This is a genomic window from Streptomyces sp. NPDC006207 (assembly GCF_040613835.1).
Lineage (GTDB): Bacteria > Actinomycetota > Actinomycetes > Streptomycetales > Streptomycetaceae > Actinacidiphila.
Genome location: NZ_JBEXSX010000005.1, coordinates 100,641 through 127,344 on the forward strand (window position 1 = coordinate 100,641; position 26,704 = coordinate 127,344).

Genomic DNA, 26,704 nt, shown 5'->3' on the forward strand with positions numbered 1-26,704 from the left:
CGGGCACTTCCCGTGCCCATGGGTCCGCACCCGAGCGCGGCCGGGCAGCTCTCCCTCCCGGCCGCGCTCCCGGGCGCGGCGGGTGCGGGGTGTGACACTTTCGGCCTGCCGGGCGCTTTAACCAGTAGACCGACTGGTCATCGGTCGAGGGGTCGCCCGGTCCCCCCGTATCGGGCCCCCAACGAGGGACGCGGGCGGAGCGCTTTCCCCCCGCTCCGCCCGCGTCCTCACGTGGTGCCGCAGGGGCGGCGGCGTAGGCTCGACGACGTGATCTTCCGGATCGAGCGGCACTGCCCGCTCCCCGCCGCCGAGGCCTGGCGCCGGGTCACCGACTGGGAACGCCACGCGGAACTGGTGCCGTTCACCACCGCCGTCGTCACGGGGGAGCGGTCGTTCACGGCACGCACCGGACTCGGGCGGATGGCCGTCGACGACCCCATGGAGATCGTGCGCTGGGAGCCGCCGGACGCGGGCCGTCCCGGGCGGTGCCGGCTGGAGAAGCGCGGCCGGACCGTGCTCGGCTGGGCCGAGATCGAGGTGTGGCCGCGGGAGGAGGGGGGCTCACGCGTGGTGTGGCGCGAGGACCTGAGGGTGCGCCCGCTGCCGGGGGCGTTCGACCGGCCCACCGCGTGGGCCGGCCGGCTGCTGTTCGGGCGGGCGCTGGACGGGCTCCTGGCCCGGGGTCACCAGTAGACGACGACCTTGTCGCCGATCCGCACCTGGTCGAAGAGCGCCGAGATCTTCGCGCGGTCGCGCACGTTGACGCAGCCGTGCGAGGCCCCCGTGTAGCCGCGGGCCGCGAAGTCGGCCGAGTAGTGCACCGCCTGGCCGCCGCTGAAGAACATCGCGTACGGCATGGGCGTGTGGTAGATCGTCGACACGTGGTTCCGGCTCTTGGCGAAGACGCTGAAGGTGCCCTCGCGGGTCGGCGTGTACTGGGAACCGAAGCGGACGTCCATCGCGGAGACGACCTTGCCGTTCACCACCCAGGCCAGGGTGCGGCTGGTCTTGCTGACGCACAGCACGCGGCCGGTCATGCAGCGCGGGTCGAGCTTCGCCACCGGGTTGCTGGTCGGCGGGTACATGGCGCCGCGCGTGGGCTGCCGGGTGACCGAGCGCAGCTTCGCCCAGGTCCTGTCCGTGACGGTGCCCGAGGCGGGCAGCTTGTGGCGGGACTGGAAGGTGCGCACCGCGGAGGCGGTGACGTCGCCGTAGTAGCCGGTGGGGTTGCGGCCGAAGAGGCCGAGCTGCTTCAGCCGCGCCTGCAGTTCGCGCACCTTCGCGCTGCTGCTGCCCCGCGCGATCACGACGACCGGGCGGGGGGTGCGGTCGGCCTCCGGCTTCTTCGTGGCGGACGGCGATGCCGTCGGCGAGGGGGAGCCGCTGCCCGGCGCAGTGCTCGGGCTCCCGGAGGGGCTCGCCGTGGGGCCCGCGGCGTCCGGTGCCACGGAGGCCCTGGCGGTGGGCTCGCTCGCCTGGGCCGTACAGCCGGCGAGGAGGGCCCCGGTGAGCAGCGCGGCGGCCGCGGCCGCCGCGCGTGTTCTTGTGACGGATATGAGTGCCACTTCGTCCCCCTGGAGATGAGTCGGTACACCCTTTGACTGATTTCCCCGGCATGTAGTTGCACCGGCCCGGTCACGGTTCGCCGCACACTGAGGAAAGGGGGCCGAGTCGCTGGAGGCATGACGCATGGCACGCGAGTCCGAATCCGGTCTGCCGATCGAGCCCGTCTACGGCCCCGACGCCCTGGACGGCTGGGACCCGGGCGAACGGCTCGGTGAGCCGGGCGGCTACCCCTACACCCGCGGTGTCCATCCGACGATGTACACCACCCGGCCCTGGACGATGCGCCAGTACGCGGGCTTCGGCACCGCCGCCGAGTCCAACGCGCGCTACCGGCAGCTGATCGCCCACGGCACCACGGGCCTGTCCGTCGCCTTCGACCTGCCGACCCAGATGGGCCACGACAGCGACGCCCCCCTCGCCCACGGCGAGGTCGGCAAGGTCGGCGTGGCCGTCGACTCGGTCGAGGACATGCGGGTGCTCTTCGACGGCATCCCGCTGGACCGGGTCTCCACCTCGATGACGATCAACGCGCCCGCCGCCCTGCTGCTCCTGATGTACCAGCTGGTCGGCGAGGAGCAGGGAGTGCCCGCGGACCGGCTCACCGGAACCATCCAGAACGACGTGCTCAAGGAGTACATCGCCCGCGGCACGTACATCTTCCCGCCCAAGCCCTCGCTGCGGCTGGTCGCGGACCTCTTCCGCTACTGCCGCGCCGAGATCCCGCGCTGGAACACCATCTCCATCTCCGGCTACCACATGGCCGAGGCCGGCGCCTCGCCCGCGCAGGAGATCGCCTTCACCCTCGCCGACGGCATCGCGTACGTCCGCACCGCCCTCGCCGCGGGCATGGACGTGGACGACTTCGCGCCCCGGCTGTCCTTCTTCTTCGTCTCGCGCACGACGCTGCTGGAGGAGGTCGCCAAGTTCCGTGCCGCCCGCCGCATCTGGGCCCGCGTCATGCGCGAGGAGTTCGGGGCGAGGAACCCCAGGTCGTGGATGCTGCGCTTCCACACCCAGACCGCGGGCGTCCAGCTGACCGCCCAGCAGCCGGAGGTGAACCTGGTGCGGGTGGCCGTCCAGGGGCTGGCGGCGGTGCTGGGCGGCACGCAGTCGCTGCACACCAACTCCTTCGACGAGGCGATCGCGCTCCCCACCGAGAAGTCCGCCCGGCTCGCGCTGCGCACCCAGCAGGTCCTGGCGTACGAGACCGACGTGACGGCGACCGTGGACCCCTTCGCCGGGTCCTACGTCGTGGAGTCGATGACCGACGACCTGGAGGCGGCCGCGCTGGAGCTGATGGCCAAGGTGGAGGAGCTCGGCGGGGCGGTGAGCGCGATCGAACGCGGATTCCAGAAGGCCGAGATCGAGCGCAATGCCTACCGGATCGCCCTGGAGACCGACTCCGCGGAGCGGGTGGTCGTCGGCGTCAACCGCTTCCAGCTGGGGGAGGAGGAGCCCTACGAGCCGTTGCGCGTCGACCCCGCGATCGAGGAGGCGCAGGTGGCGCGGCTGGCCGCATTGCGTGCCGGACGCGACAGGCGGGCCGTGGACTCGGCCTTGTCCGCGCTGCGGAAGGCCGCCGAGGGCACGGAGGACGTCCTGTACCCGATGAGGGACGCGCTCCGTGCCCGGGCCACGGTGGGCGAGGTCTGTGAGGCGCTCCGCGAGGTCTGGGGGACGTACGTCCCCTCGGACGTCTTCTGAATCACCCGGCGAAGCGGGCGAGCCAGGCGGTGACGCGCTCCGGGTCGCGCGTGGCGAGGCCGACGTAGCCGTCCGGGCGGACCACGAACAGGCCCTCGCCGTAGCCGCGGTGGACCGCGCTGCCGGCCCCCGCGCGGTGCGCGCGGGCGAAGCCGGGCAGCGCCGCGGGCGGTTCGGTGCCGACGGCCAGCACCGTGAAGTGGGGGCCGCGCAGGACGTCGAAGAGCCGCCCGTCGCCGGACAGGGGTGCGTCGGGCGCGCGGTCCCCGGCCCGCAGGGCGTCCTCGGCGAGGCCCTCGCGGGTCTCGGCGGTGAGCGGGCCGTCGCGGTAGCCGAGACCGAGCTGGTGGACCTCGGCGCCCCGCTGGTTCATCGGCCGGCCCCGGCTGATGGTGCTGCGGTGCAGGTGCGTGCTCATGCCGAGGACGTCGGCGGCGACCGGCAGCCGCTCCTGCTCGTAGCTGTCCAGCAGCTCGGCCGCGGCGCCGTGCCGCAGCACCTGGCCGAGCTTCCAGCCGAGGTTGTAGGCGTCCTGGATGCCGGTGTTGAGGCCCTGGCCGCCCGCGGGGGAGTGGATGTGGGCGGCGTCCCCGGCGAGCAGGACCCGGCCCTCCCGGAAGCGTTCTGCCAGGGCGGCGCGCGGCCGGAAGTCGGAGCTCCACATGACCTCGAGCACGTCGTCGGCCGACAGGTGGGTGCGCTGTTCGACGGTCTTGCGCACCCCGTCCGGTGAGGTGTCGGGGCGTTCCGCGCCGGCCGGGTACGTCGCGACGAACTGGAAGTCCCGGTCGGTGCCGCCCATCGGGAAGGCGACGGCGCCGGTGCCGTCCGGGCCCCGCCACACGTGGGTGTGCTCGCGGTCCAGGCCGGTCAGCGTCACGTCGGCGACGAGCATCGGGGCGGGGTCGACGGTCTCGCCGTGCATGGCGATGCCCAGGGCCCTGCGCACGGCGCTGCGCCCGCCGTCGGAGGCGACCAGGTACGCCGCCCGTACGGTCGTGCCGTCGGCCAGTTCCGCGGTCACGCCGTCCGCGTCCTGGGTGAGACCGGTGAGCCCGGCGCCGAAGCGGACCGAGCCGCCCAGTTCGCGCAGCCGCGCGTGCAGGATCTCCTGCGTGCGCCACTGGGGGACCATCCACGTCGCGCCGTACGGGGCGGCGGAGGTGGCGGGCACCCGCTCGAACATCTCCCACTCGTGGACCGGACGGCCGTCCTGCCAGACGCGGCCCTGCGGGTAGGGGCCGCCCGACGCGAGGACGAAGCCGACCACACCGAGGTCGTCGAGCACCTCCAGCGAGCGGGGCTGCAGGCCCTTGCCCCGTGAGCCGGGGAACAGCCGGTCGGAGCGCTCCACGACGAGCGCGGGCACGCCGCGGCGGGCGAGGTCGACGCCGAGGGCGAGTCCGGTGGGGCCGGCCCCGACGATCAGGACGCCGGTTTCCTTAACACTGTTAAGTTCCATGTCCCGAGGGTTCCCTTAACGGTGTTAAATTGTCAAGGGGTACCGACGGACGGACAGGATGGGCACGTGGCAGCGACGCGACTGGACCGCGACAAGGTGGTGGAGACCGCCCTCGGCCTGCTGAACGAGGAGGGGCTGGAAGGGCTGACCCTGCGTCGGCTCGCCAAGGAGCTCCAGGTGCAGGCACCGGCCCTGTACTGGCACTTCGCCAACAAGCAGGCCCTGCTCGACGCCATGGCCACCCGCATGCTGCGGCAGATGCTGGAGCGCGGCATGGGCCAGGAGGTCCCCGGCTCCGACTGGCGGGACTGGATCGCCACCGCCTGCCGCGGCACCCGTGCGGCCCTGCTGGCCTACCGGGACGGCGCCAAGGTCTTCAGCGGCACGCACCTCACCGACGACAGCCACGCGGGCGCCCTGGAGCGCTACCTGGGTGCCTTCGTCGAGCAGGGGTTCCGCGTCGAGGACGCCCTCAACGCGTGGTTCACCGCGTACACCTTCACCATCGGCTTCGTGATCGAGGAGCAGGCCGTGCAGCCGCTGCCCGGCCGACGCGACCCGCGCTACGACACCGACGAGCGGCAGGCCCGTCTCGGCGGGGAGTTCCCGCTGGTGGGCGAGGCCGGCCGGGAGATGTTCGACCACTACGACGCGCGCTTCGAGACCGGTCTGCGGGTCCTCGTCGCGGGGATCGAGCGGACCCTCGCCCCGGACGGCGCGCGGTAGTCACCGCGCGGCCATCAGCGCGCGGAGGGCCGGCGCGACCTCCGCGCCGGCCCCCGTGGCCCTGACGTCCCGAGGTCAGCCGCGGGACGTCACATGCCTGATCCGCCGTGCGACCCTGCGCACGGCCGGATTGGCCGGCAGGAACGCCAGCTGGGACGGCACCGCCCCCGGGAGCGCCAGGGACGCCAGCCGGCGCCGCTTGAAGTAGCGCCAGGTGCCGGTGTCCAGGCCGTCCGTCAGGTAGCGGACCGCCTCGTCCCGCAGATGCGCGTACGTCTGGTGCTGCATGCAGTAGCCCACGGCGCGCACCAGCGGTGTCAGGTCCCGCTCGACCCGCTCCGCCGTCGGCGGCCGCCAGGCTTCCGCCGCCTCGCGGTACGTCCGGTCCTCCAGGTCCGGCAGGAGGCGGTCGGCGATCGTGACGGGCACGCGGTTGCTGTTCTGGTACGGCGTCAGCCGGTCCAGCACCAGCTCCGTGCCGACCCGGGCGACCGGCAGCCCGTGCAGGGCGGACGCGGTGAACAGCGCGGTGGAGAAGCAGCCGACGACGAGCCGGGGGCGGGTCCGCAGGAAGAGCACCTCGGCGAGCTCGGACGCCCCGGCCACGGTCAGTTCCGCCCCCAGGGCCTCCGCCTCCCGCTCCAGCCGCTGCGACCAGTGCGCGGGCGCCGTCGGGTGCGGCTTGAAGACCACCGTGCGGTGCCCCGCCGCGACGGCGCCGCGCACCATGCGGACGTGCAGCTCCTCCTCCTCGGCGGCGGTGAGGACGCCCAGCGCCGACAGGTACTGCCCGAGCAGCAGCGCGCCGCCCTCGGGGAGGGGAGCCGGGGCCGCGGCGTGCTCCGCGATCCCCGCCAGGACGCCGGTGAAGGCCTCCGCGGGGACGAGCCGGGCCGGGACGTCGTGCTCCGACAGCAGCAGCGGCCGCAGCCCGGGGACCAGGTCCAGGTGCAGCAGCCGGCCCACCCGGGTCGTGACGAGCGGGTCCAGCTTGTCCCGGGTCGGGCCGTAGACCATGAGGCCGTCGGCGTACACCTCGACGGGCGCGCCCGGGAAGACGTTCACCAGCGCCAGGGCCGGGTCGACGTGCAGGGACTCGACGACCAGCTCGACCTCGTCCCCGCCGAGGTCCCACAGCCGCCGCAGGTGGCGCTCCCACAGGGGCACGTCCTCGGGGCGCGGGGACCACCCGGAGGGGTGCAGCGGGGCGATCGTGTCGTTCCACGAGAGCACCCGGTCGAAGCGGCCGCGCAGCGCCCCGAAGCCCGGTGCCGTGTCCAGCGCCGGCGCGATCTCGGGCACGGCGGCGTTGTTGCTGACCAGCAGCAGCCTGCGGTCGGCCGGGGCGAACAGCCCGGCGTCCATCGCGGCGGCCACCGTGGCGGCGCCGAACAGCGTCGACGCCAGGAACACCTGGGTACGGGGCATCACGCGGCCACCGCCCCGGCGAGGCCGCGGCGCCTGCGTGTCCGGCGCAGCAGCAGGCTGCGCTTCATGTCCATCGAGTCCAGCGCCTCGTTCAGGATCTCCTGCGGCATCTGCTTCAGGGCGGCCGCGCTCATCGCCTTCAGCTTCCGTGCGACCCGGGGCTCGTAGCGGCCCATGGCGCCCAGGTGGTGCGCGATCACCGCGCAGTAGGTGCGCACCGCCTTGGGCAGGAAGCGGTCCGCGTCGGGGTCCGCCGCGGTCTCGGCGAGGACCTGGTCGAAGGAGCGGATGAAGTCCAGCTGGCGGATGTCGCCGATCTGGGTGAGCGAGGTGGCCACCCCGCGCCGGTAGAAGACGCCCAGCAGGCCGACGACCGCGAAGGACTTCGCCTCGCGGTGCAGCCGCCAGATCCACGGCCGGTCCTCGGCGGTGCGCAGCCCGTCGGGGAAGTGCAGCAAGCCCGCGTCGACCAGCCGCCGGTGGTAGATCCCGGCCCAGGCGTACGGGTAGTCCACCGAGGTCGTGCGGTCGGCGGGGAGGATCGCCTCGCGCGGGTCGAGGGCGACCCCGCGGCGGCCGTGCGGCACCCGGGCGAGGGTGCGCCTGCGCCCGTGGGAGACGACGTGGTCGGTGCGCACGAAGTCGGTGCCGAGGGTCTCGATGGCCTCCAGCAGCCGCGGCAGGTAGCCCTCGGCCAGCCAGTCGTCGCCGTCGAGGAAGGTCAGGTACTCGCCCCGGGCGGCGTCGATGCCCGTGTTGCGGGCGGTGGCGAGCCCGCCGTTCCTCTCATGGGAGACGAGTATCGCCCCGGGCAGGTCGGGCAGCGCGCGCTCGAGGATTCCCGGGGTGTCATCCGTTGCGCAGTCGTTCACGAGAATGAACTCGAAATCCGCGCGCGTATTCGCGCGGAGGCTCCTCAACATGTCAGGAGCGAAATCCTGCACGTTGTAGAACGGGACGATGACGGAGAGCTTAACCACGTCGCGCACCCTATGGGGCGGCTCGTCCCCCACCCTGACGCCTTCCCCACCCCAAGGTGAACGGGAGATGGCGGAATCATGAATCCGCCGTCGGGGGCGGCCGATTCCCCATTCGGCGGCGCGTTGTTAACCGTCCGTTGGCGTTGCGTTGGAGACCCGCTCGGAATGCATTCCTAGCGTCTGCGGCGTGCCAGCAAGTACCGCCGACCCGATCAGGGTCACCGTCCTCGCCGACTCGGACACCCGATGGAAATGGGGTGCGCTGACGGCGCGCCGCATCGCCCCGGAGGCGCGGCTCGACGCCCGCCTGCTCCGCGGCCGGGCGACCCCGACCGAGCGCCAGCTCGCCGAGGTCGGCATCCCCGCGGACTCGATGCGCGAGGTCACGGCGGCGCAGTTCCTGGCCGGGACCTCCCGTGACACCGCGGACGTCGTCGTGCTCTCCTGCGTCGGCGGCACCGTCCAGGCCATGCTGCACGGACTCGCCCGCGCCTGGCAGGGCACCCCCCGCCGTCCGGTCGTCGTCACCGGCTACGTCGGGGTCGTCTACGAGAAGCTCGCCGACGGGCTCCTGCTGCGGGCCGGCGCCGACGCCGTGCTCGCCAACAGCGCCCACGACGCGCAGCGCTTCCGCGACGTCTACGAGGGCGTCGGCACCGACGCCGGGACGGTCGTGGAGACCGCCCTGCCCTTCCTGGAGGGCAAGCCCTACGAGCCCTCCGCGGACCGGCCGTTCACCGTGGTCTTCGCCGTCCAGCCCTCCGTGCCGGACAGCCGCAGGGACCGCACGTACCTGCTGGGCCGCGCGGTGGACCACGCGCGCTTCCACCCGGAGCGCGAGGTGCTGGTCAAGCTGCGCAGCAAGCCCGGCGAGCACACCACGCACATCGAGGAACAGCCGTACCAGAAGCTGGTGGCCAAGCTGGACCCGCCGAAGAACCTCAAGCTCGTCTACGGGCACATGGGCGAAGTCCTGGACCGCACCGACCTGCTGGTCACGGTGAGTTCGACGGCGGCGCTGGAGTCCATGCACCGCGGCATCCCCACGGCCGTCCTCACCGACCTCGGGATCCGCGAGGCGCTCGGCAACCACCACTTCCTCGGTTCCGGCGCCTACGCCTCCTGGGACCAGATCGACTCCGGCGAGGTGCCGAGGGTGCACCCCGAGTGGGCCCGCAGCCAGGGCATCGCCTCCGACGGCGACCCCTTCCGTGCCGTGCGCGAGCGCGTCACGGAACTGACCGCCGCCCCTGTGCTCCCGCCGCTGGCGCCGTACTACACGACCACCACCGCGCCCGGTTACCTGCCCGGCGTGCTCGCCCGCCACGGCCTCGACCCCAAGGGCGAGCCGCTGCCCGGCGCCGCGACCGAGCCCACCGAGCCCAGCCCGCTGCGCCGGGCCGTGCGCGACATCGCGCGCAACTCCGCGCGCGCCGCGTACCGCCAGGGCGTGCAGCGCGTCGCGCCCGTGATCCGCAGGTGGGGCCAGCTGTGAACCCGCCCCCCAAATCGCAAGGAGCCACCATGCCAACGGTGTTGGCCGTCATTCCCGCCCGCGGCGGCTCGAAGGGCGTACCCGGCAAGAACCTCGCACCCGTCGGCGGCGTGCCGCTGGTCGTCCGCGCCGTGCGCGCCTGCCGGGAGGCCGGCCTCGTCACCGACGTCGTCGTCTCCACCGACGACCCCGCCATCGCCGACGCGGCCCGCACCGCCGGCGCCGAGGTCGTCCTGCGCCCGGCCGCCATCGCCGGGGACACCGCCACCAGCGAGGCCGCGGTCCTGCACGCGATGGACGCGCACGAGGCGATGACCGGGCGCGGCGCCGACGTGGTGCTGCTCGTCCAGTGCACCAGCCCGTTCATCACCACCGAGGACGTCAACGGCGTGGTCGCCGCGATCGTTGAGGACGGCGCGGACACGGCCGTGACCGTGGCCCCCTTCCACGGCTTCATCTGGCGTGACGCCGCCGACCAGATCGGCGCCGCCGCCGCGGCCGCCGACGAGGCCGCCGAGGGCGGCCGGTCCCGTACGACGGTGGCCGCCGCGACCGGCGGTTACGGCGTCAACCACGACAAGGCCCACCGCCCGCGTCGCCAGGACCGCCCGCAGGACCTGCTGGAGACCGGCGCCGCCTACGCGATGCGCGTCCCGGGCTTCCGCGAGGCGAAGCACCGCTTCTTCGGCCACACCGCGCTGGTGCGGACCGACCCCGCCAAGGTCCTGGAGATCGACGAGCCGGACGACCTGGCCCGCGCCCGCGCCCTGGCCCCGCTGCTCGACCCCGCGACGGAGACCGCCCCCGAGGCGCCGGCGCACCCGACCCGCGACGACGTCGACGCGGTCGTACTCGACTTCGACGGCACCCAGACCGACGACACGGTGCTGGTCGACTCCGAAGGACGCGAGGCCGTCACCGTGCACCGCGGTGACGGGCTCGGGATCGCCGCCCTGCGCGACAACGGCCTGCCCGTCCTGATCCTGTCCACGGAGACCAACCCGGTCGTCGCCGCGCGGGCCCGCAAGCTCAAGGTCCCCGTGCTCCACGGCATCGACCGCAAGGACCTCGCACTCAAGCAGTGGTGCGAGGAGCAAGGAATCGCCCCCGAGCGGGTCCTGTACGTCGGCAACGACGTCAACGACCTCGGCTGTTTCGCGCTCGTCGGCTGGCCCACGGCCGTCGCCAACGCGCACGACATCGTCAAGGACGCCGCCCGCTCCGTCACCGCAATGCCCGGAGGACGCGGAGCTGTCCGCGAGATCGCCTCGTGGATCCTCGGCCCCTCACTTTCCCGAAGGGAACTCTCCCAGTGACCACCACCAACGCCCGCCTTCGTCCGATCGGCGACCGCCTGGTCGGCCCCGGCCAGCCCGTCTACGTCACCGGCGAGATCGGCATCAACCACAACGGCTCCCTCGAGGACGCCTTCGCCCTGATCGACGCGGCCGTGGAGGCCGGCGCGGACGGTGTGAAGTTCCAGAAGCGCACCCCGGAGATCTGCACCCCGCGCGACCAGTGGGACATCGAGCGTGACACCCCCTGGGGCCGCATGACGTACATCGACTACCGCCACAAGGTGGAGTTCGGTGAGGACGAGTACCGCGCGATCGACGAGTACTGCACCAAGAAGGGCATCGACTGGTTCGCCTCCCCGTGGGACGTCCCCTCGGTCGAGTTCCTGGAGAAGTTCGAGAACGTCCGCGTCCACAAGGTCGCCTCGGCCTCGCTGACCGACGACGAGCTGCTGCGCGCCCTGCGCGCCACCGGCAAGACGGTCATCCTCTCCACCGGCATGTCCACCCCGAAGCAGATCCGCCACGCGGTGGAGGTGCTCGGCAGCGAGAACATCATCCTGTGCCACGCCACCTCGACCTACCCGGCGAAGCACGAGGAGCTCAACCTGCGGATGATCAACACCCTGCAGGGTGAGTTCCCGAACGTGCCGGTCGGCTACTCCGGCCACGAGATCGGCCTGCAGACCACGCTCGCGGCCGTCGCCCTCGGCGCGGTCTTCGTGGAGCGCCACATCACCCTCGACCGCGCCAACTGGGGCTCGGACCAGGCCGCCTCCGTCGAGCCGCAGGGTCTGGACCGCCTGGTCCGCGACATCCGCATCATCGAGCAGGCGCTCGGCGACGGTGTCAAGAAGGTCTACGAGGGCGAGCTCGGCCCGATGAAGAAGCTGCGCCGCGTGCCCGGCGTCATCGCCGAGCAGGAGGCGGCGCAGGCGGCCGCCGCGGCCGAGCCGCAGTCGGTGTCGGCCTGATCCATGAGCGACAGCGGCACTCTGGCACTCGTAGAGAGCCCCGTTCAGCTGCTCAACGTGCTGGAGTGGGCGCATGTTCACCCGCCCGCGGTGCCCACGCCGCGGCCCGGGACGGCCACGGCCGTCCCGGGCCCGGCGGCGCCCGGGCGGCCGCTCACCATCGTCGCCCTCGCCCCGCGTGACCCCATGACGCGTGGCCAGCTCCGTCGCATGACGGAGCTGGCGATGGACGAGGGCATCACGGTGCGCTGGTGCGAAGCCCGTTCCTCCCGGGGTTCGCTGTTGCGCACCGCCGTCGAACTGACCCCGGCCCTGCGGGCCGCGGGGCGGGTCGTCCTCGGCGACCCCTTCTCCCGGCTGGTGCAGGTGCTCCTGCCGCTCAGCCGGGCGAAGGAGATCACCGTCGTGGACGACGGCACGGCGACCATGGAGTTCACCGAACTCCTCGCCAGGGGTGCCCGGCTCGTCCGCTGGCACCGCAGCGGCCGCCGGCTGTCGCCGGTGGACGCCGCCTTCGGCGTCTTCGCCTCAGCCGCCCGGCGCCGACTCACCCCAGGCGCCGGGCGGCGGGTCGAGCTGTTCAGCTCGATGCCCGCCTCGCCTCCCCCCGGAATGGCGCTGCGGACCAACCGCTTCGCCTGGACACGGGCACGGTTCGGCCCGCCCACCATCAGTGCCGGCACCGACATCGTGGGCACCTCCCTCGTGGAGACCGGGGTGGTCGACCCCGAGCGCTACCTGACCGCCGTCGCCGCCCTGACCCGGGCGCACGGTGCCACCCGCTACTTCGCGCACCGCCGGGAGAGCGCCGACAAGCTGCACCGGCTCTCGGCGGAGACCGGGCTGCAGATCGTCCGGCCCGACCTGCCGCTGGAACTGATCGCCCGCCGTGGCCCGATCGGGCACACGGTCCTGAGCTTCCCCTCCACGGTCGTGCACACCCTGCCGCTCGCCCTGGAGGGCACCGGAGTCAAGATCAGGGTCTGCGACGTCGATCCGGAGTGGCTGACCGACCGGGCCTCGCCGCGGGCCCAGAGCTTCCTGTCCGGGATCACCGGCAGCGCCCGCGACCTGCACGGCCTCGCCTCGGTGGCCTCGGGCACGGCCGCCGTCAACTGAGCCCGTCCGGCAGGGCGGACGAGACCGACCCGCACCGGCCCGCCGGCCCGTTCCGCCGGCGGGTCAGTGCGTCACGGAGACGACCTCCATCTCCGTCGGCAGACCGCCGGTGCCCAGCTGGGCGGCGAGCCGGCCGGCGGAGCTGCGGGTGTAGTTGCCGGTGATGACGGCGGTGCCGCCGGTGATGGCCGAGTTGACCAGCGGCGCCGACAGCACCGCGCCGTCCAGCACCATCGCGCACTGGTTGGCCGGGCTCAGCTGCGTGGCCAGACGCGCGGTGAGGTCGGCGAACTTCCGTGCGCCGCTGTTGCCGAAGGTCATCCGGATCTGCCATCCGGTGGCGTTCCGCGTGTCGAGTACGGCCTCCGCCTCGCTGATCTCGGTGCCGCCCAGGGCGACGGGTCCGAGCAGGTACTTCGTCCACGTGCCGCTCTCGGCCCGTTCGGCGCAGGCTACGGCCCACCGTGCGTCGCCCTGCTGGTGGTCGACCCGCTGGGCGGGCGCCGAGCAGTCCAGAGCGGCGTACTCCGCGCCACCGGGAGCGGAGCCGCCGGTGCCCGGGCCGGGACCCGTCCCGGATCCGGACGGGGGCGCGGGCGAGCCGGTGCCGGAGGCCTCCAGCAGCACCACCGGCCGGAAGACCAGGACCGCGGGCTTCCCCAGCGAGGCGATCTCCCGCTCGCTCCCTCCGCGCAGGGAGAGGGTGACCCGGCCCGCGCCGGCCTCCACGGTGACGTCCTCGTAGCCGAAACCCTCGGCGCGCCGCCCCATGAGGTCGGCGATCTGCCGCAGCCGCGCCGCGTCCACGGGATCACGCGGGGCGAACACCGCCTTCGTACGGGGGCCGTCGGCGGACTTGCCCGCCCCCTCGCCGTCCCCCGGCAGCGAGCATGCCGCCGCCAGCGCCGCACAGCAGACCGCGAGCGCCACCATCGACCGCCCACGGCGCGGACGCTCACCCACCGGTGATGGCCCGTACGCTCTCGTGCACCGCCGTGACCAGCCCGCTCAGCGCGGTGGCGTCGCCGACGAGGGCCCGCAGCCGGGTCAGCCGTTCGCCCACCCGGCGGCCGTCCACCTCCTCCGCCGTGAGGTCGTCCGCCAGGGCGCCGGCCTCCTCCCCGGCGGCCTCGGCGCCCTCCAAGGCGTCCAGGCGGCGGCGGAGTTCGCCGATCGCGGCGAGCGCCGCGCGCAGAGCCTCGGCGTCCGTGCCGTCCTTGCGGGCGGACGACCCGCGCCCGGCGGCCAGGGCCGAGTCGCTGACCCGGGCGTCTCCCGCGATCACGATGCCGTGGTTGACCTGCGGAGCCGGATCCTGCGGCGTCACTTCGCGCCCCCCTCGCTGCCCGTCCCCGCCGCGGGCTGCCGGACGCCGGTGGAGATCGCGGCGGCACCGGAGCCCGCCGCGATGCTGCCGCTCATGGAGCCGCCGGTCATCATGATCCCCTGGTTGAGGATGACGTTCCGATGCTGCGTCAGGTCGCCCCGGTCCAAGCCGTGTTCGGCGAGGAACTCGGCGAGCGTGCCGAGGATCTGCAGCTCGATCTGCTTGCCGATCCGCGTGACGTCCACCTTCTGGAAGAAGTCGCGGTAGGTGTGCGAGGACGCCAGCTCGCGCAGGCTGATCCTGGCCCCGAAGTCATAGCGCCGGTCGTCCGTGATCGCCGTCCGCTGCGCCGCCAGGGCGCGCTCGCGCCGGGCCGGGGCGCGCAGCTCCGCATAGGCGTCGGGCAGCGCGGACATCAGCACCGAGCGGCTGAGCAGCAGCGCGTCCGCGAGTCCGGGCGCCGCCTCCTCGGCCTCCTCGGGACGGGAGACGGAGTCGGCGACCCGGTAGGCCTCCCGGACCGGGGTCAGCACCAGGGTGTTGGCCTGCAGGTACAGCGTCGCCCCGCTCACCGCGGTCTGGACGAAGACCGACAGCACCAGGTCCGTCCCCCAACTGCGCACCTGCGCGGCCAGGCAGTGCCGTACGGGGCCGTCGACGACGCCCCGGGCCGCCGCGATCCGCTCCGAGGAGAGCTGGTCGGCCGGCCTGCCCTCGGGCGGCCAGTGGCCCGCGGCGCCGGGCCAGAACACCGCCTCCCCGTACAGCGCGTTCTGCCGCAGTTCCGTGCCGTGGACGAAGACCTTCTCCGTGACCTCCAGGCCGGGGATCCGGTCCACCGGGGAGGCCGCGGCCGCGCGCAGGGCGTCGAGGTCGTCGGCCATCCGCCGGATCAGCCCGGCCGTGTCGAAGGGCACCGGCGGCGGCTCCTGCCCGGAGCCCGGCTGGTGGCCCTCGGGGGTCAGCCGCATCGCGAAGGACCACGAGGTGACCTCGTCGCCCGCACCCACGAAGGGCCGGTAGCCGCTGTAGACGACCAGGTTGGCGTCGCCGCCCACGGAGGACTGCGGCAGCCCCGCCGCGTCCGGGTCGCGGGGCGGATCCTCCGCGGGGGAGCGGAAGGCCTCACGGGTCAGCTGCTCACGGATGGCCTTCCACGCCGCGTTGCGCTGCTCCCAGGTGAACAGCCACGGGCAGCCGATCAGCAGCACCAGCGTCAGCAGGAAGGTCACCACCGGTCCGGCGCTCGGCCAGAACGGCACCAGCGCGCCGAGCCACGAGGCCGCCAGCAGGACGGCGAGCTGCACCGCCAGGGCCCGCAGCACCGCCATGACGGCCGGGTCGCGCCGCCCCTCCCGGACCCGGCGCCGCCTCGGCAGCACCGAGCCCGTCTGCGTGCCGCCCCCGGGCAGGAAGGCGGTGGCGAACCAGTAGGCGAGGGTGGTCACCGGGGCGACCAGCAGCGAGAGGACGAAGACGGCGCCGACGGCCAGATCCCGTTTGCGCAGGTCGCGCAGGGTCTGCTCGGCGTGGGCGCCGACCCGGTCGAGGTCGACGCCGTAGGAGGGCGCGCAGGCCCGGTACCGCTCGTGCCGCAGCGCGTGCACCACGCGGCGCGCGAAGCCCTCGTCCAGACGCGCCCCCGCGCACATGTAGCGGGTGGACGCGCTCCAGTCCTCCTCTGCGCCGTAGGGAGCCGAGGACGCCCCCTGCGGCGTCCGCGGCGCGTGCCCGGGGCGGGGCGGCGGCACCGCGGCCGTGCCGCCGCCCGCACCTCCGCCGCCTGCACCTCCGCCGCCTGCACCTCCGCCGTCCGCGCCGTACGCCTCCGTGTCCCCGGTGGCCCCCGTGCTCCCGGCGCCCGGGTATCGCGATGTCACACGCCCCACCCCTTTTCCCCTCGTCACACCAGTCTGGTGGCCGCCGGCGAGCTCCCGAAAGGCGCGGCAAGAGGGAAAACCGGTCGCGCCGGGGCGTGTTGAAGTGCGGGGGCGCGCAAGGGCGCGCGGGTCGGCGGCCGGTGTCGTTCCACTCTCCGCAAGATCCACTTCACCGAGCGGTCACCCGTACCCGGTTGTCTTGATCCATGGCAACGGCACCGAGGTCCGCGCCGCGCATCGCGGTCCTCGCGGACAGTGCGCTCGACGGCGACTCCCGGGCGCACCGTGTGGCGGCGGCCGCGGCCGCCGCAGGGTACGAGGTCACGCTCATCGGCCGCGCCCCGGAAGGGCCGCACCCCTCCGGACGCGGTGCCGGCACCGCGCCCGGGGGAGTGCGGCTCATCCGCGTCACCGTCGCCGAGACGCTCCACCGGCGTCGGCTGCAGCGCCCCCGTCCGGGCCTGCGGCACGCCCTCGCCTACCGCAGCTCCGAGTCGCACGCCTACCGCACCGCGCTGCTCGCCGCCCACACGGCCCTGCTGGCCTCCCGCGGGGCCGAGCTGGACGTGATCCACCGCCCTTTACCGGTGAAGGCCGCCGCCCGTCTGGCCCACGCGGGCGGCAGGTTCCGGCACGTGATGCGCCGTGCCTGGACGGCGCTGCGCTCGGCGCAGTACCGCGCCGCCGTCCGCCGCCGCGCCACCCCCGGCGGACCCCTCGAAGGCGCCGCCGCCACCGCGACCCGGCTGCTGCTCGGCAAGCGCTGCTGGCGCCGGCTCGACCCGCTCCTGCTCGACCTGGAGATCGCCTACGGCCCGGTCCTCGACGAACTGCGCCCGCACCTCGTGCACGCCCTGGGCCACCGGACCCTGGGCACCGCCGTGCGGGCCGCGATGCGCGCCGAGGGCACCGGTCACCGGGTGGAGGTGGTCTGGGACACCACCGCCAAGACCGAGCCCACCCGCCGTGCCGCCGTCGCCCGCGACGCCCACGAGCGCAGCTACGTGCCGCTGACGGACGGCGTCGTCACCGTCGCCGACACCTACGCCGACCGCCTCCGCGAGCGCCACGGGCTGCCCGCCCGCCCCGCGGTGGCCCGCAACACCCCGCCGCACGAGCCGCTGCCCTCCCCGCCGCCGCCCGGCGTCCGCGACCGCTGCCACCTCGCCCCGGAGGTCCCGCTGCTGGTCCACAGCGGCTCCGCCGGTCCCGCCCGCGGCCTGCTCACGGTCGTCGACGCGCTGCCCAAGCTGTACGACCTGCACGCCGCGCTGGTCGTCCCCGACCTCGACGACCCCTGGATCCGCACCCTCACCGGCCGCGCCGCCGAGCTGGGCGTGGCCCGCCGGCTGCACGTGCTGCCCTACGTGCCGCCCGCCGAGATCCCGCGCTTCCTGTCCTCGGCCGACATCGGGGTGCTCCCGGTGCACCGGCTCCCCGACCGGCAGGTCGCGCTCCCGGCCCGCTACTTCGAGTACGCGCACGCCCGGCTGCCCGTGGTGGTCAGCGACGTCCGCGTGCTGGCCCGGCCGACCCTGGAGATCGGCAACGGCGAGGTCTTCCGCTCGGGGGACACCGCCGACTTCGTCCGTGCCGTCGGCGCCGTGCTGACCAACCCGCGCCGCTACCGCAAGGCCTACGAGCGTGCGGACGTGCTGCGCGAGTGGTCCTGGCAGAAGCAGTCCGAGCCGCTCATCGACCTCTACGCGCGGCTCCTGGGCCCGCGCCGTCCCTCCTCCGAGCCGTCCGGATCCGGGGCTCCCGCCGCCTTCGCCTGAGCCGCAGCCTGAGCCGCCCGGGGCCGGTCACAGGGCGTTGCCCCGCGGACGGCGGCCGTCCGTGCCGGCCGGGTCCGCGTTGCCGACTCGGCCGACCTCGCGGAGGCCGCCGGGCTGCCCGCCGGCCCTGAGCCAGGGGGATCCGGGCCCTCGTCCGGCCCGTGCCGGGTCACCTGCGGGGAGTGGTCCCGCGCCGGGCCGTCGGTGGTGGTGGACCGCGCCGTCCGCATGCCGGTCCGGCCGACGTGGGAGGACGCTCCTGGGCCCGCGCCGTCCCTCCCCCGAGCCGTCCGGATCCGGGGCTCCCGCCGCCTTCGCCCGAGCCGCAGCCTGAGCCGCCCGGGGCCGGTCACAGGGCGTTGCCTCGCGGCAGGGCGATCGTTGGGCCACTATGGAGTGGCTAGGGATAAACCAGGTTCATACCCCTGTACAGCGCGGGGTACGCGCCGAACGGGGGAGTTTTTCTTCCTCGCGCGGCATGAATTTACGGCGATGTAGCGATCAGGAGCACAGATGCGGTCTAGCCTGTCGGAGGTGAACGACTCAGCCTCCGAACCCTCCGAAAAGCCCGTGCCAGTGGCGCCCACAGTTCCCGCCGCACCCGAAGGTGCGCTGTTGGGCGTCGTGCCCGAGCGGCTCAGGGCCGAACTCGTGGCGTTCCGGCGGGACCTGCACATGAACCCCGAGCTGGGCCGGCAGGAGTTCCGTACCACCGCCGCGGTGAAGGTCTGTCTGGAGCAGGCCGGCCTCAAGCCCCGTGTGATGCCCGGCGGCACGGGTCTGCTGTGCGACATCGGTGCCACCGACCCGGAGCGTCCGCGGCTGGCGCTGCGCGCGGACCTCGACGCGCTCCCGATCCCGGACACCAAGCGTGTGGAGTACCGCTCCACCGTCCCCGGCCGGGCGCACGCCTGCGGCCACGACGTGCACACCACGGTGGTGCTCGGCGCCGGCCTGGTCCTGGCGGAGCTGGAGCGCGAGGGCAAGCTGAGGCGTCCGGTACGGCTGGTGTTCCAGCCGGCCGAGGAGGTCATGCCGGGCGGTGCGCTGGACGCCATCAAGGCGGACGCGCTGGACGGCGTGGGCCGGATCCTGGCCCTGCACTGCGACCCGAAGGTCGAGGTCGGGCGGATCGGGCTGCGTCAGGGATCGATCACCTCCGCCGTGGACCGGCTGGAGCTCTCCCTGGACGGCGCGGGCGGCCACACGGCCCGCCCCCACCTGACCACCGACCTGGTGATGGCCACCGCCAAGATGGCCACCGAGCTGCCGGCCGTGCTGGCCCGCCGGATCGACCCCCGTTCCGGGATGAGCATCGTGTGGGGCCGCATCGAGGCGGGTCACGCGGCCAACGTCATCCCGCAGCACGCCGAGCTGGAGGGCACGGTCCGCTGCCTGGACCTGAACGCCTGGCACGAGGCCCCCGACCTGGTCCACGAGGTGATCGACCAGGTGGCCGCCATGTACCGGGCGAAGTGGGAGCTGACGTACCACCGCGGGGTGCCGCCGGTGGTCAACGAGGCGGACTCGACCGAGCTGCTGCGCGACGCCATGACGGCCCGCTACGGCGCGCACACCGTCGAGGACACGGAGCAGAGCCTGGGCGGCGAGGACTTCTCCTGGTACCTGGAGAAGGTTCCGGGCGCGCTGGCGAGGTTGGGCGTACGGCCCGTTGGGGACACGTCAAAGCGTGATCTGCATCAAGGTGACTTCGACGTCGACGAGGGCGCGATCAAGGTCGGCGTGGAGCTGTTCACCTCCGCTGCGCTGCTGGCATGACGGTGGGTGACCCGGTCGACACGGCCGGGTCACCTGGCCGAAATGCGACGATCCGATAACGGGCGGCCAACCCCCCTTTACCTGACATCTACGCGCGTTAAGCTCCGGTTAAGCCAGCGCCGGACGGGGCGCTCAGAGTTGAAGGGGTACCCTCTTGCGCCGGGTAACCAAGATCGCCGCCGCGGGTATAGCCTCCGCGGCTCTCGCGCTCACCGCGACCGCTTGCGGCAGCAGCTCCAAGGACAGCGACGGTGACAGCAGCAGCAGCGGCAAGCTGAAGGTCGGCGTCGCCTACGACGTGGGTGGCCGTGGTGACCACTCGTTCAACGACTCCGCCGCCCAGGGCCTGGACAAGGCGAAGGAGGACTTCGGCGTCGACGTCAAGGAGCTGACCGCCAAGACCTCCGACACCGAGGCCGACCGCGAGCAGCGCCTGGAGGACCTGGCCGACGCGGGTTACAACCCGGTCATCGGTGTCGGCTTCGCCTACGGCGAGTCCATCACGGCCGCGGCCAAGAAGTACCCCAAGACGACCTTCGCGATCGTCGACTCGGTCGTCGACGCCAAGAACGTCGACAGCATCGTCTTCACCGAGGAGCAGAGCTCCTACCTCGCCGGTGTCGCCGCCGCCCTGAAGACCAAGGACAACAAGGTCGGCTTCATCGGTGGCGTGGACATCCCGCTGATCAACAAGTTCGAGGCCGGCTTCCGCCAGGGCGTCGAGGACACCAACTCGAAGGTCAAGGTCACCACCCAGTACCTGACCAGCGGCTCGGACCTCTCCGGCTTCTCCGACCCCGCCAAGGGCAAGGCCGCCGCGCAGGGCATGCTGGACAACGGCATCGACGTGATCTACGCCGCCGCGGGCTCCTCCGGCAACGGCGCCATCGAGGCCGTCGCCGGCAAGTCCGGCGCCTGGGCGATCGGTGTCGACTCCGACCAGCACGAGCAGCCGGGTCTGGCCAAGTACAAGGACTCGATCCTGACCTCCGCGCTGAAGAACGTGAACGTCGCGGTCTACGAGGTCGTCGAGTCGGTCAAGAGCGGCTCCCCGCTGACCGGCACCCACGCCTACGACCTGGCCAAGGACGGTGTCGGCCTGTCCACCAGCGGTGGCTTCATCGACGACATCAAGTCCCAGCTGGACGAGGCCAAGAAGAAGATCGTGAACGGCGACATCAAGGTCAAGACGACCGTCAAGTGACGCCCGGTCTCTCGTGAGCGCCGGTCGCGAGGCTCGGGAGGGGACAGCCCAGGCTCCCCCCTTCCCGGGCCTCGCGCCTGTGTTCAGCCGGGTGTCGCGCACGCGGTGTCCGTTGTGACTCTTCCCTTTATGGATCTGGCAACGCTACGCGCGTAGAGGCCCCTTCTCGCGATACGTTCGCCACACCCCGCCCGCCCCGCTCTTTTCCGCGAGGAGAGTGCGCCATCAACGCGTCCAGCCCCCCCAGCCAGAATGCCGTGGAGCTCCGCGGCATCACCAAGCGATTCCCAGGTGTCGTGGCCAACCACGACATCGACATCACGGTTCGCCGTGGCACGGTGCACGCCCTCGTGGGCGAGAACGGCGCCGGCAAGTCGACCCTGATGAAGATCCTCTACGGCATGCAGAAGCCGGACGAGGGCACCATCACCATCGACGGCGAGCGGGTCACCTTCCACGACCCGGGCGACGCCATCGCCCGCGGCATCGGCATGGTGCACCAGCACTTCATGCTCGCCGACAACCTCACCGTCCTCGAGAACGTCGTCCTCGGCAGCGAGAAGCTGTTCGGCATCGGCGGCAAGGCCCGGGCCAAGATCAAGGAGATCTCCGACGCCTACGGCCTCGGGGTGCGCCCGGACGTCCTGGTGGAGGACCTCGGTGTCGCCGACCGTCAGCGCGTCGAGATCCTGAAGGTCCTCTTCCGCGGCGCCCGTACGCTGATCCTCGACGAGCCGACCGCGGTCCTCGTCCCGCAGGAGGTCGACGCGCTCTTCGACAACCTGCGCGAGCTCAAGGCCGAGGGCCTGACCGTCATCTTCATCTCCCACAAGCTGGGCGAGGTGCTCTCCGTCGCCGACGAGATCACCGTCATCCGCCGGGGCACCACGGTCGGCTCCGCCGACCCGCGGACCACGACCCCGAAGCAGCTCGCGGAGCTGATGGTCGGCAGCGAGCTGCCGTCCCCCGAGACCCGGGAGTCCACGGTCACCGACGTCCCGATGCTGACCATCGACGGTCTGCACCTGTCGGAGACCGACCTGGAGGGCATCGAGCGCGTCGTCCTGGACCAGATCTCCTTCACCATCCACAAGGGCGAGGTCCTCGGCATCGCGGGTGTCGAGGGCAACGGCCAGGCGGAGCTCGTCGAGGCGATCATGGGCATCCTGCCGCCCGACGCGGGCCGGATCGGCCTCGACGGCGACGAGATCACCCACCGCCCGACGCGCAAGCGCCGCGAGGACGGCATCGGCTACATCCCCGAGGACCGGCACCGGCACGGCCTGCTGCTGGAGGCCCCGCTCTGGGAGAACCGCATCCTGGGCCACGTCACCGAGCGCCCCAACAGCAAGGGCGGTTTCCTCGACCCGGCCGCGGCCCGCCGCGACACCGAGCGGATCGTGCGCGAGTACGACGTCCGCACCCCCGGCATCGAGGTGACCGCCGCGTCCCTGTCCGGCGGCAACCAGCAGAAGCTGATCGTCGGCCGCGAGATGAGCCACCGGCCCAAGCTGCTGATCGCCGCGCACCCCACCCGCGGGGTGGACGTCGGCGCCCAGGCGCAGATCTGGGACCAGATCCGCGAGGCCCGGCGCGAGGGCCTGGCCGTCCTGCTGATCTCCGCCGACCTGGACGAGCTGATCGGCCTGTCCGACACCCTGCGCGTCATGTACCGCGGCCGTCTGGTCGCCGACGCCGACCCCGCCACCATCACCCCGGAGGAGCTGGGCTCCGCCATGACCGGCGCGGCCGCCGGCCATCTGGAGCACGAGGACGGCGACGCCGACCACGGGGGAGAGGAACGATGAAGAAGATCGACAAGGAGCGGGTGCTCCTCGCCGTCGCGGCCCCCGTGCTGGCGCTCGTGGCCGCGTTCGTGATCACGGCGCTGGTGCTGCTCGCCACGGGCAAGGAGCCGTTCGGCGCCTTCGGGACGATGTTCGACTACGGCTTCAAGAGCGACAGCCAGGTCGAGATCATCAACAAGGCGACCACGTACTACATCGCGGGCATCGCGGTGGCCGTCGGCTTCCGCATGAACCTGTTCAACATCGGTGTCGAGGGCCAGTACCGCCTGGGCGCCTTCTTCGCCGCGGCCGTCGGCGGCGCGGTGACGCTGCCGGGCTTCCTGCAGGTCCCGCTGATCATCGTGGTCGCCATGATCGTCGGCGCGATGTGGGCCGGCATCGCGGGCCTGCTGAAGACCTCGCGCGGGGTCAGCGAGGTCATCGCGACGATCATGCTGAACTCGATCGCCACCTACATCGTCGGCTACCTGCTCAAGGACGGCCGGCTCGGCCACCTGGACAAGGCGCAGACCTCGGTGTCGACCACGCCGCTGCCCTCCTCAGGCCACCTGTTCAACTTCGACATGGGCGAGGACATCGGCCAGATCTACGGCTTCGTCGTGCTCGCCGTGGTCATCGGCATCGGCTACTGGTTCGTGCTGGGCCGTACCCGCTTCGGCTTCGACCTGCGCAGCGTCGGCATGTCCGAGAGCGCCGCCACCGCGAGCGGCGTCAGCGTCAAGCGCATGGTGATCACCAGCATGCTGATCTCCGGCGGTCTGGCCGGTCTCACCGGCATGCCGCTGCTGCTGAACGACGCCCACGCCTACGGCTCCGACCTCTTCCCGGCCGGCATCGGCTTCACGGGCATCTCGGTGGCCCTGCTGGGCCGCAACAACCCGGTCGGCGTCGCGCTGGCCGCGCTGCTGTGGGGCTTCCTGGAGCGTGGCTCGGGCCGCCTGGAGTTCGACGGCTACGACAAGGAGATCGTCGGCGTCATGCAGGGCGTCATCGTCCTGAGCGTCGTCATCGCCTACGAGGTCGTCCGGCGTTACGGCCTCAAGCGCCAGCAGCAGAAGGTCGGCGAGGAACTCGCCGCCCAGGCCCGCACCAAGAAGGAGGTGACGGCGTGACCGCCACGATGACCCAGACCCCGCCGCCCGCGGCTCCCAAGGCCGCAGGGGCCAAGGGCCGCAAGGGCCGCCTCTCCTTCCCGATGATCCTGCTGATCATCGCCGCCGCGCTCGCGCTGGTGTCGGTGGTGCGGATCATCACCGGTCAGGACCAGCTCACCGCCCAGGGCCAGATCACCGCGGCGCTCGGCCTCGCCGTGCCGATCGGCCTGGCCGGTCTGGCCGGTCTGTGGTCCGAGCGCTCCGGTGTGGTCAACATCGGCCTCGAGGGCATGATGATCCTCGGCACCTTCTTCGGTGCCTGGGCCGGCTGGCAGACCAACCCGTGGCTGGGCGTCCTCGCCGGTGTCGTCGGCGGTGCGCTCGGCGGTCTGATCCACGCGGTCGCCACCGTCACCTTCGGCGTCGACCACATCATCTCGGGCGTGGCCATCAACATCCTGGCGCTCGGTGCCACCCAGTACCTCGCCAAGCTGTGGTTCTCCACCGGCGACGCGGCCACCAAGGGCGGCAACCCCAAGCAGTCCCCACCGGTCGACGCCCTGCCGTCGTTCGACATCCCCGGGCTGTCCGACGGGCTGGCGAGCATCGAGAAGCACGGCTGGTTCTTCGTCTCCGACCTCGCCGGCGTGCTCGGCGGCCTGGTCACCGACGTCTCCGCGCTGACGGTCGTCGCGGTGCTGCTCTTCGTCGGCAGCTTCTTCCTGCTGTGGCGCAGCCCGTTCGGTCTGCGGCTGCGGTCCTGCGGTGAGAACCCGGTCGCGGCCGAGTCGCTCGGCGTCAACGTGTACCTCTACAAGTACGTCGCCGTGATCACCTCCGGCGGTCTCGCCGGCCTCGGCGGCGCCTTCCTGGCGATGGTCCCCGCGCACATCTACCTCGAGGGCCAGACCGGCGGCCGCGGCTACATCGGCCTCGCCGCGATGATCTTCGGCAACTGGCGCGTCGGCGGCCTCGCCACCGGCGCCGGACTGTTCGGCTACTCCGACGCGCTCCAGCTGCGCAACGGCGGCCCGACGGTGCACGCGCTGCTGCTGCTCCTGGTGGTCCTGCTGGTGCTGCTGGCGGCCTGGAAGCTGTGGAAGCGCAGCTTCTGGCAGGGCGGCGTCAGCCTGGTCGTCGGCGCGGCGGTGCTGGGCTGGTACCTGTTCACCGACGAGGTGCCCGGCGAGTTCGTGGGAGCGACCCCGTACGTCGTCACCCTGCTGGTGCTCTCCCTGTCGGCACAACGTCTGAGGATGCCCAAGGCTGACGGTATGAGGTACCGGAAGGGCCAGGGCAAGTGAGCGACACCGCGGGCCCGGTCGGCGTCGACGACGTCGACTGGGAAGGCCTGCGGACGCAGGCCCGGGACGCCATGTCCCGGGCCTACGTCCCCTACTCGCACTTCCCCGTCGGCGCGGCCGCACTGGTGGACGACGGGCGGGTCATCTCGGCGTGCAACGTGGAGAACGCCAGCTACGGACTCGGCCTGTGCGCCGAGTGCGGGCTGGTGTCGACCCTGCACGCCACCGGGGGCGGCCGGCTCGTCGCCTTCACCTGCGTCGACCGCAAGGGCGACCAGCTGATGCCGTGCGGCCGCTGCCGTCAGCTGCTGTGGGAGCACGGCGGCCCCGAACTGCTGGTGGAGATGTCCGACGGCATCCGCACGATGCGCGACGTCCTCCCCGACGCGTTCGGCCCGGACGACCTGACCAACCGCTAAGAAGGTACGTGAACCATGGACGCCATTTCCGTCATCCGCACCAAGCGCGACGGCGGCCGCCTCGGCGACGACCAGATCGACTGGGTCATCGACGCCTACACCAAGGGTGAGGTGGCCGACGAGCAGATGTCCGCGCTCGCGATGGCGATCCTGCTCAACGGCATGGACCGGTCCGAGATCGCGCGCTGGACGGCTGCGATGATCGCCAGCGGCGAGCGCATGGACTTCTCCTCGCTGCCCCGCCCGACCGCCGACAAGCACTCCACCGGTGGCGTCGGCGACAAGATCACGCTGCCGCTCGCGCCCCTGGTCGCGGCCTGCGGTGCGGCCGTCCCCCAGCTGTCCGGCCGCGGTCTCGGCCACACCGGCGGCACCCTGGACAAGCTGGAGTCCATCCCGGGCTGGCGGGCGCTGCTGTCCAACGAGGAGATGCTGCGGGTCCTGGGCGACACCGGCGCCGTCATCTGCGCCGCGGGCGACGGCCTCGCCCCGGCCGACAAGAAGCTGTACGCGCTGCGCGACGTCACCGGCACCGTCGAGGCGATCCCGCTGATCGCCTCGTCGATCATGTCCAAGAAGATCGCCGAGGGGACGGGATCGCTCGTCCTGGACGTCAAGGTCGGCTCCGGCGCCTTCATGAAGAACCTGGAGCAGGCCCGCGAGCTGGCCTCCACGATGGTGGGGCTGGGTACCGACCACGGCGTGAAGACCGTGGCGCTGCTCACCGACATGTCCACCCCGCTCGGCCTGACCGCGGGCAACGCGCTGGAGGTCCGCGAGTCCGTCGAGGTGCTGGCGGGCGGGGGCCCGGCCGACGTGGTGGAGCTGACCGTCGCCCTGGCGCGCGAGATGCTCGACGCTGCGGGGCTGAAGGACGCCGATCCCGCCAAGGCGCTCGCCGACGGCTCCGCCATGGACGTGTGGCGCCGCATGGTCGCCGCGCAGGGCGGCGACCCGGACGCGGCGCTGCCCGTCGCGCGCGAGCAGCACGTCGTCACGGCCGAGCGGTCCGGTGTGCTCACCGGCCTGGACGCCTACGCCGTGGGTGTCGCCGCCTGGCGCCTGGGCGCCGGCCGGGCGCGCAAGGAGGACCCGGTGCAGGCCGGCGCGGGCGTCGAGCTGCACGCCAAGCCGGGTGCCACGGTCACGCAGGGCCAGCCGCTGCTGACCCTGCACACCGATACCCCGGAGAAGTTCGACTACGCGCTGGCGGCCCTCGCCGGCGGCGTCGAGATCTCCCCGGCGGGCACCGCGTTCACGCCGGCCCCGATCGTGCTGGACCGCATCGCCTGAGCGGGGCCGCCCCGCGACCAGGAACGGGACCGGTGGACTTCCACCGGTCCCGTCCTTCGTCGTACGGCC

22 protein-coding genes are annotated in these 26,704 nt (G+C 72.8%); 15 read left to right on the top strand and 7 right to left on the bottom strand.

Translation table 11 applies throughout. From position 1 onward, the window contains the following. Positions 1–267 precede the first annotated feature (267 nt). Positions 268–693 (top strand): SRPBCC family protein, encoded by a 426-nt coding sequence (locus ABZ312_RS05540; protein ID WP_500326615.1) that lies wholly within the window; start codon positions 268–270, stop codon positions 691–693. On the opposite strand, the gene ABZ312_RS05545 is transcribed toward ABZ312_RS05540, so the two are convergent. Then, positions 684–1,565: a L,D-transpeptidase family protein gene (locus tag ABZ312_RS05545; RefSeq protein ID WP_500356831.1), complete on the bottom strand. Its 882-nt coding sequence runs from the start codon at positions 1,563–1,565 to the stop codon at positions 684–686. The two genes, ABZ312_RS05540 and ABZ312_RS05545, sit on opposite strands and share 10 nt — an antisense overlap. 124 nt (positions 1,566–1,689) lie before the next feature. Here ABZ312_RS05545 and ABZ312_RS05550 point away from each other — a divergent pair, with 124 nt between their 5' ends. After that, positions 1,690–3,270: an acyl-CoA mutase large subunit family protein gene (locus ABZ312_RS05550; RefSeq protein ID WP_500436551.1), complete on the top strand. Its 1,581-nt coding sequence runs from the start codon at positions 1,690–1,692 to the stop codon at positions 3,268–3,270. A gap of 1 nt (position 3,271) precedes the next feature. Here the strand turns inward: ABZ312_RS05550 and ABZ312_RS05555 are convergent, their stop codons facing one another. After that, positions 3,272–4,732 carry an FAD-dependent monooxygenase gene (locus ABZ312_RS05555; protein ID WP_500436553.1) on the bottom strand — a complete coding sequence of 487 codons (1,461 nt, stop codon included), beginning with the start codon at positions 4,730–4,732 and terminating at the stop codon, positions 3,272–3,274. Positions 4,733–4,798: 66 nt separating this feature from the next. Here ABZ312_RS05555 and ABZ312_RS05560 point away from each other — a divergent pair, with 66 nt between their 5' ends. Next, positions 4,799–5,458, top strand: a complete 660-nt coding sequence (locus ABZ312_RS05560) for a TetR/AcrR family transcriptional regulator C-terminal domain-containing protein (protein ID WP_500436555.1) — start codon at positions 4,799–4,801, stop codon at positions 5,456–5,458. Positions 5,459–5,533: 75 nt separating this feature from the next. Here ABZ312_RS05560 and ABZ312_RS05565 read toward each other — a convergent pair whose 3' ends face one another. Together ABZ312_RS05565 and ABZ312_RS05570 are read right to left on the bottom strand one after the other, a co-directional pair. After that, entirely contained in the window at positions 5,534–6,886 is a 1,353-nt protein-coding gene (locus ABZ312_RS05565; protein WP_500436557.1) for a polysialyltransferase family glycosyltransferase, read from the bottom strand. After that, positions 6,886–7,866, bottom strand: a complete 981-nt coding sequence (locus tag ABZ312_RS05570) for a glycosyltransferase family 2 protein (protein ID WP_500356833.1) — start codon at positions 7,864–7,866, stop codon at positions 6,886–6,888. The genes ABZ312_RS05565 and ABZ312_RS05570 overlap by 1 nt, the downstream gene beginning before the upstream one ends. 187 nt (positions 7,867–8,053) lie before the next feature. On the opposite strand from ABZ312_RS05570, the gene ABZ312_RS05575 reads away from it, so the two are divergent. Genes ABZ312_RS05575 through ABZ312_RS05590 form a run of 4 tightly spaced genes read left to right on the top strand, consistent with a single transcriptional unit; the run spans position 8,054 to position 12,749 of the window. After that, a complete protein-coding gene (locus tag ABZ312_RS05575; RefSeq protein ID WP_500326629.1) occupies positions 8,054–9,361 on the top strand; it encodes a DUF6716 putative glycosyltransferase in 1,308 nt (435 codons plus the stop codon). 29 nt (positions 9,362–9,390) lie between these two features. After that, on the top strand, positions 9,391–10,677 hold the full coding sequence (locus ABZ312_RS05580; protein ID WP_500326631.1) for a cytidylyltransferase domain-containing protein: 1,287 nt from the start codon (positions 9,391–9,393) through the stop codon (positions 10,675–10,677). Then, complete coding sequence (locus ABZ312_RS05585; RefSeq protein ID WP_500326633.1) at positions 10,674–11,630, top strand: N-acetylneuraminate synthase family protein; 957 nt, start codon at positions 10,674–10,676, stop codon at positions 11,628–11,630. The genes ABZ312_RS05580 and ABZ312_RS05585 overlap by 4 nt, the downstream gene beginning before the upstream one ends. A gap of 3 nt (positions 11,631–11,633) precedes the next feature. Continuing rightward, a complete protein-coding gene (locus ABZ312_RS05590; RefSeq protein ID WP_500326635.1) occupies positions 11,634–12,749 on the top strand; it encodes a hypothetical protein in 1,116 nt (371 codons plus the stop codon). A gap of 63 nt (positions 12,750–12,812) precedes the next feature. Here ABZ312_RS05590 and ABZ312_RS05595 read toward each other — a convergent pair whose 3' ends face one another. The 3 genes from ABZ312_RS05595 to ABZ312_RS05605 are packed head-to-tail and all read right to left on the bottom strand — an operon-like array spanning position 12,813 to position 15,956. After that, positions 12,813–13,712, bottom strand: coding sequence for a SecDF P1 head subdomain-containing protein (locus ABZ312_RS05595; protein WP_500356834.1), 900 nt, complete (start codon positions 13,710–13,712; stop codon positions 12,813–12,815). Then, on the bottom strand, positions 13,705–14,076 hold the full coding sequence (locus ABZ312_RS05600) for a hypothetical protein (RefSeq protein WP_500436559.1): 372 nt from the start codon (positions 14,074–14,076) through the stop codon (positions 13,705–13,707). The genes ABZ312_RS05595 and ABZ312_RS05600 overlap by 8 nt, the downstream gene beginning before the upstream one ends. Then, on the bottom strand, positions 14,073–15,956 hold the full coding sequence (locus ABZ312_RS05605; protein ID WP_500436561.1) for an AbeC-like domain-containing protein: 1,884 nt from the start codon (positions 15,954–15,956) through the stop codon (positions 14,073–14,075). The genes ABZ312_RS05600 and ABZ312_RS05605 overlap by 4 nt, the downstream gene beginning before the upstream one ends. 206 nt (positions 15,957–16,162) lie before the next feature. Here ABZ312_RS05605 and ABZ312_RS05610 point away from each other — a divergent pair, with 206 nt between their 5' ends. The 8 genes from ABZ312_RS05610 (at position 16,163) to ABZ312_RS05645 (ending at position 26,635) form a co-directional block, all read left to right on the top strand. Beyond that, complete coding sequence (locus tag ABZ312_RS05610; RefSeq protein ID WP_500436563.1) at positions 16,163–17,734, top strand: glycosyltransferase; 1,572 nt, start codon at positions 16,163–16,165, stop codon at positions 17,732–17,734. 576 nt (positions 17,735–18,310) lie between these two features. Beyond that, positions 18,311–19,513: an amidohydrolase gene (locus ABZ312_RS05615; protein ID WP_500436565.1), complete on the top strand. Its 1,203-nt coding sequence runs from the start codon at positions 18,311–18,313 to the stop codon at positions 19,511–19,513. Between the two features lie 154 nt (positions 19,514–19,667). After that, positions 19,668–20,717 carry a BMP family lipoprotein gene (locus ABZ312_RS05620; protein ID WP_500326646.1) on the top strand — a complete coding sequence of 350 codons (1,050 nt, stop codon included), beginning with the start codon at positions 19,668–19,670 and terminating at the stop codon, positions 20,715–20,717. Between the two features lie 257 nt (positions 20,718–20,974). Beyond that, complete coding sequence (locus tag ABZ312_RS05625) at positions 20,975–22,525, top strand: ABC transporter ATP-binding protein (protein ID WP_500326648.1); 1,551 nt, start codon at positions 20,975–20,977, stop codon at positions 22,523–22,525. Further along, positions 22,522–23,637 (top strand): ABC transporter permease, encoded by a 1,116-nt coding sequence (locus ABZ312_RS05630; RefSeq protein ID WP_499513605.1) that lies wholly within the window; start codon positions 22,522–22,524, stop codon positions 23,635–23,637. The genes ABZ312_RS05625 and ABZ312_RS05630 overlap by 4 nt, the downstream gene beginning before the upstream one ends. Then, positions 23,634–24,923: an ABC transporter permease gene (locus ABZ312_RS05635; RefSeq protein ID WP_500326650.1), complete on the top strand. Its 1,290-nt coding sequence runs from the start codon at positions 23,634–23,636 to the stop codon at positions 24,921–24,923. Before ABZ312_RS05630 ends, ABZ312_RS05635 begins: the two co-directional genes overlap by 4 nt. Beyond that, positions 24,920–25,342, top strand: coding sequence for a cytidine deaminase (locus ABZ312_RS05640; RefSeq protein WP_500326652.1), 423 nt, complete (start codon positions 24,920–24,922; stop codon positions 25,340–25,342). Before ABZ312_RS05635 ends, ABZ312_RS05640 begins: the two co-directional genes overlap by 4 nt. A gap of 15 nt (positions 25,343–25,357) precedes the next feature. Next, entirely contained in the window at positions 25,358–26,635 is a 1,278-nt protein-coding gene (locus ABZ312_RS05645; RefSeq protein ID WP_500326654.1) for a thymidine phosphorylase, read from the top strand. Positions 26,636–26,704: the final 69 nt, after the last annotated feature.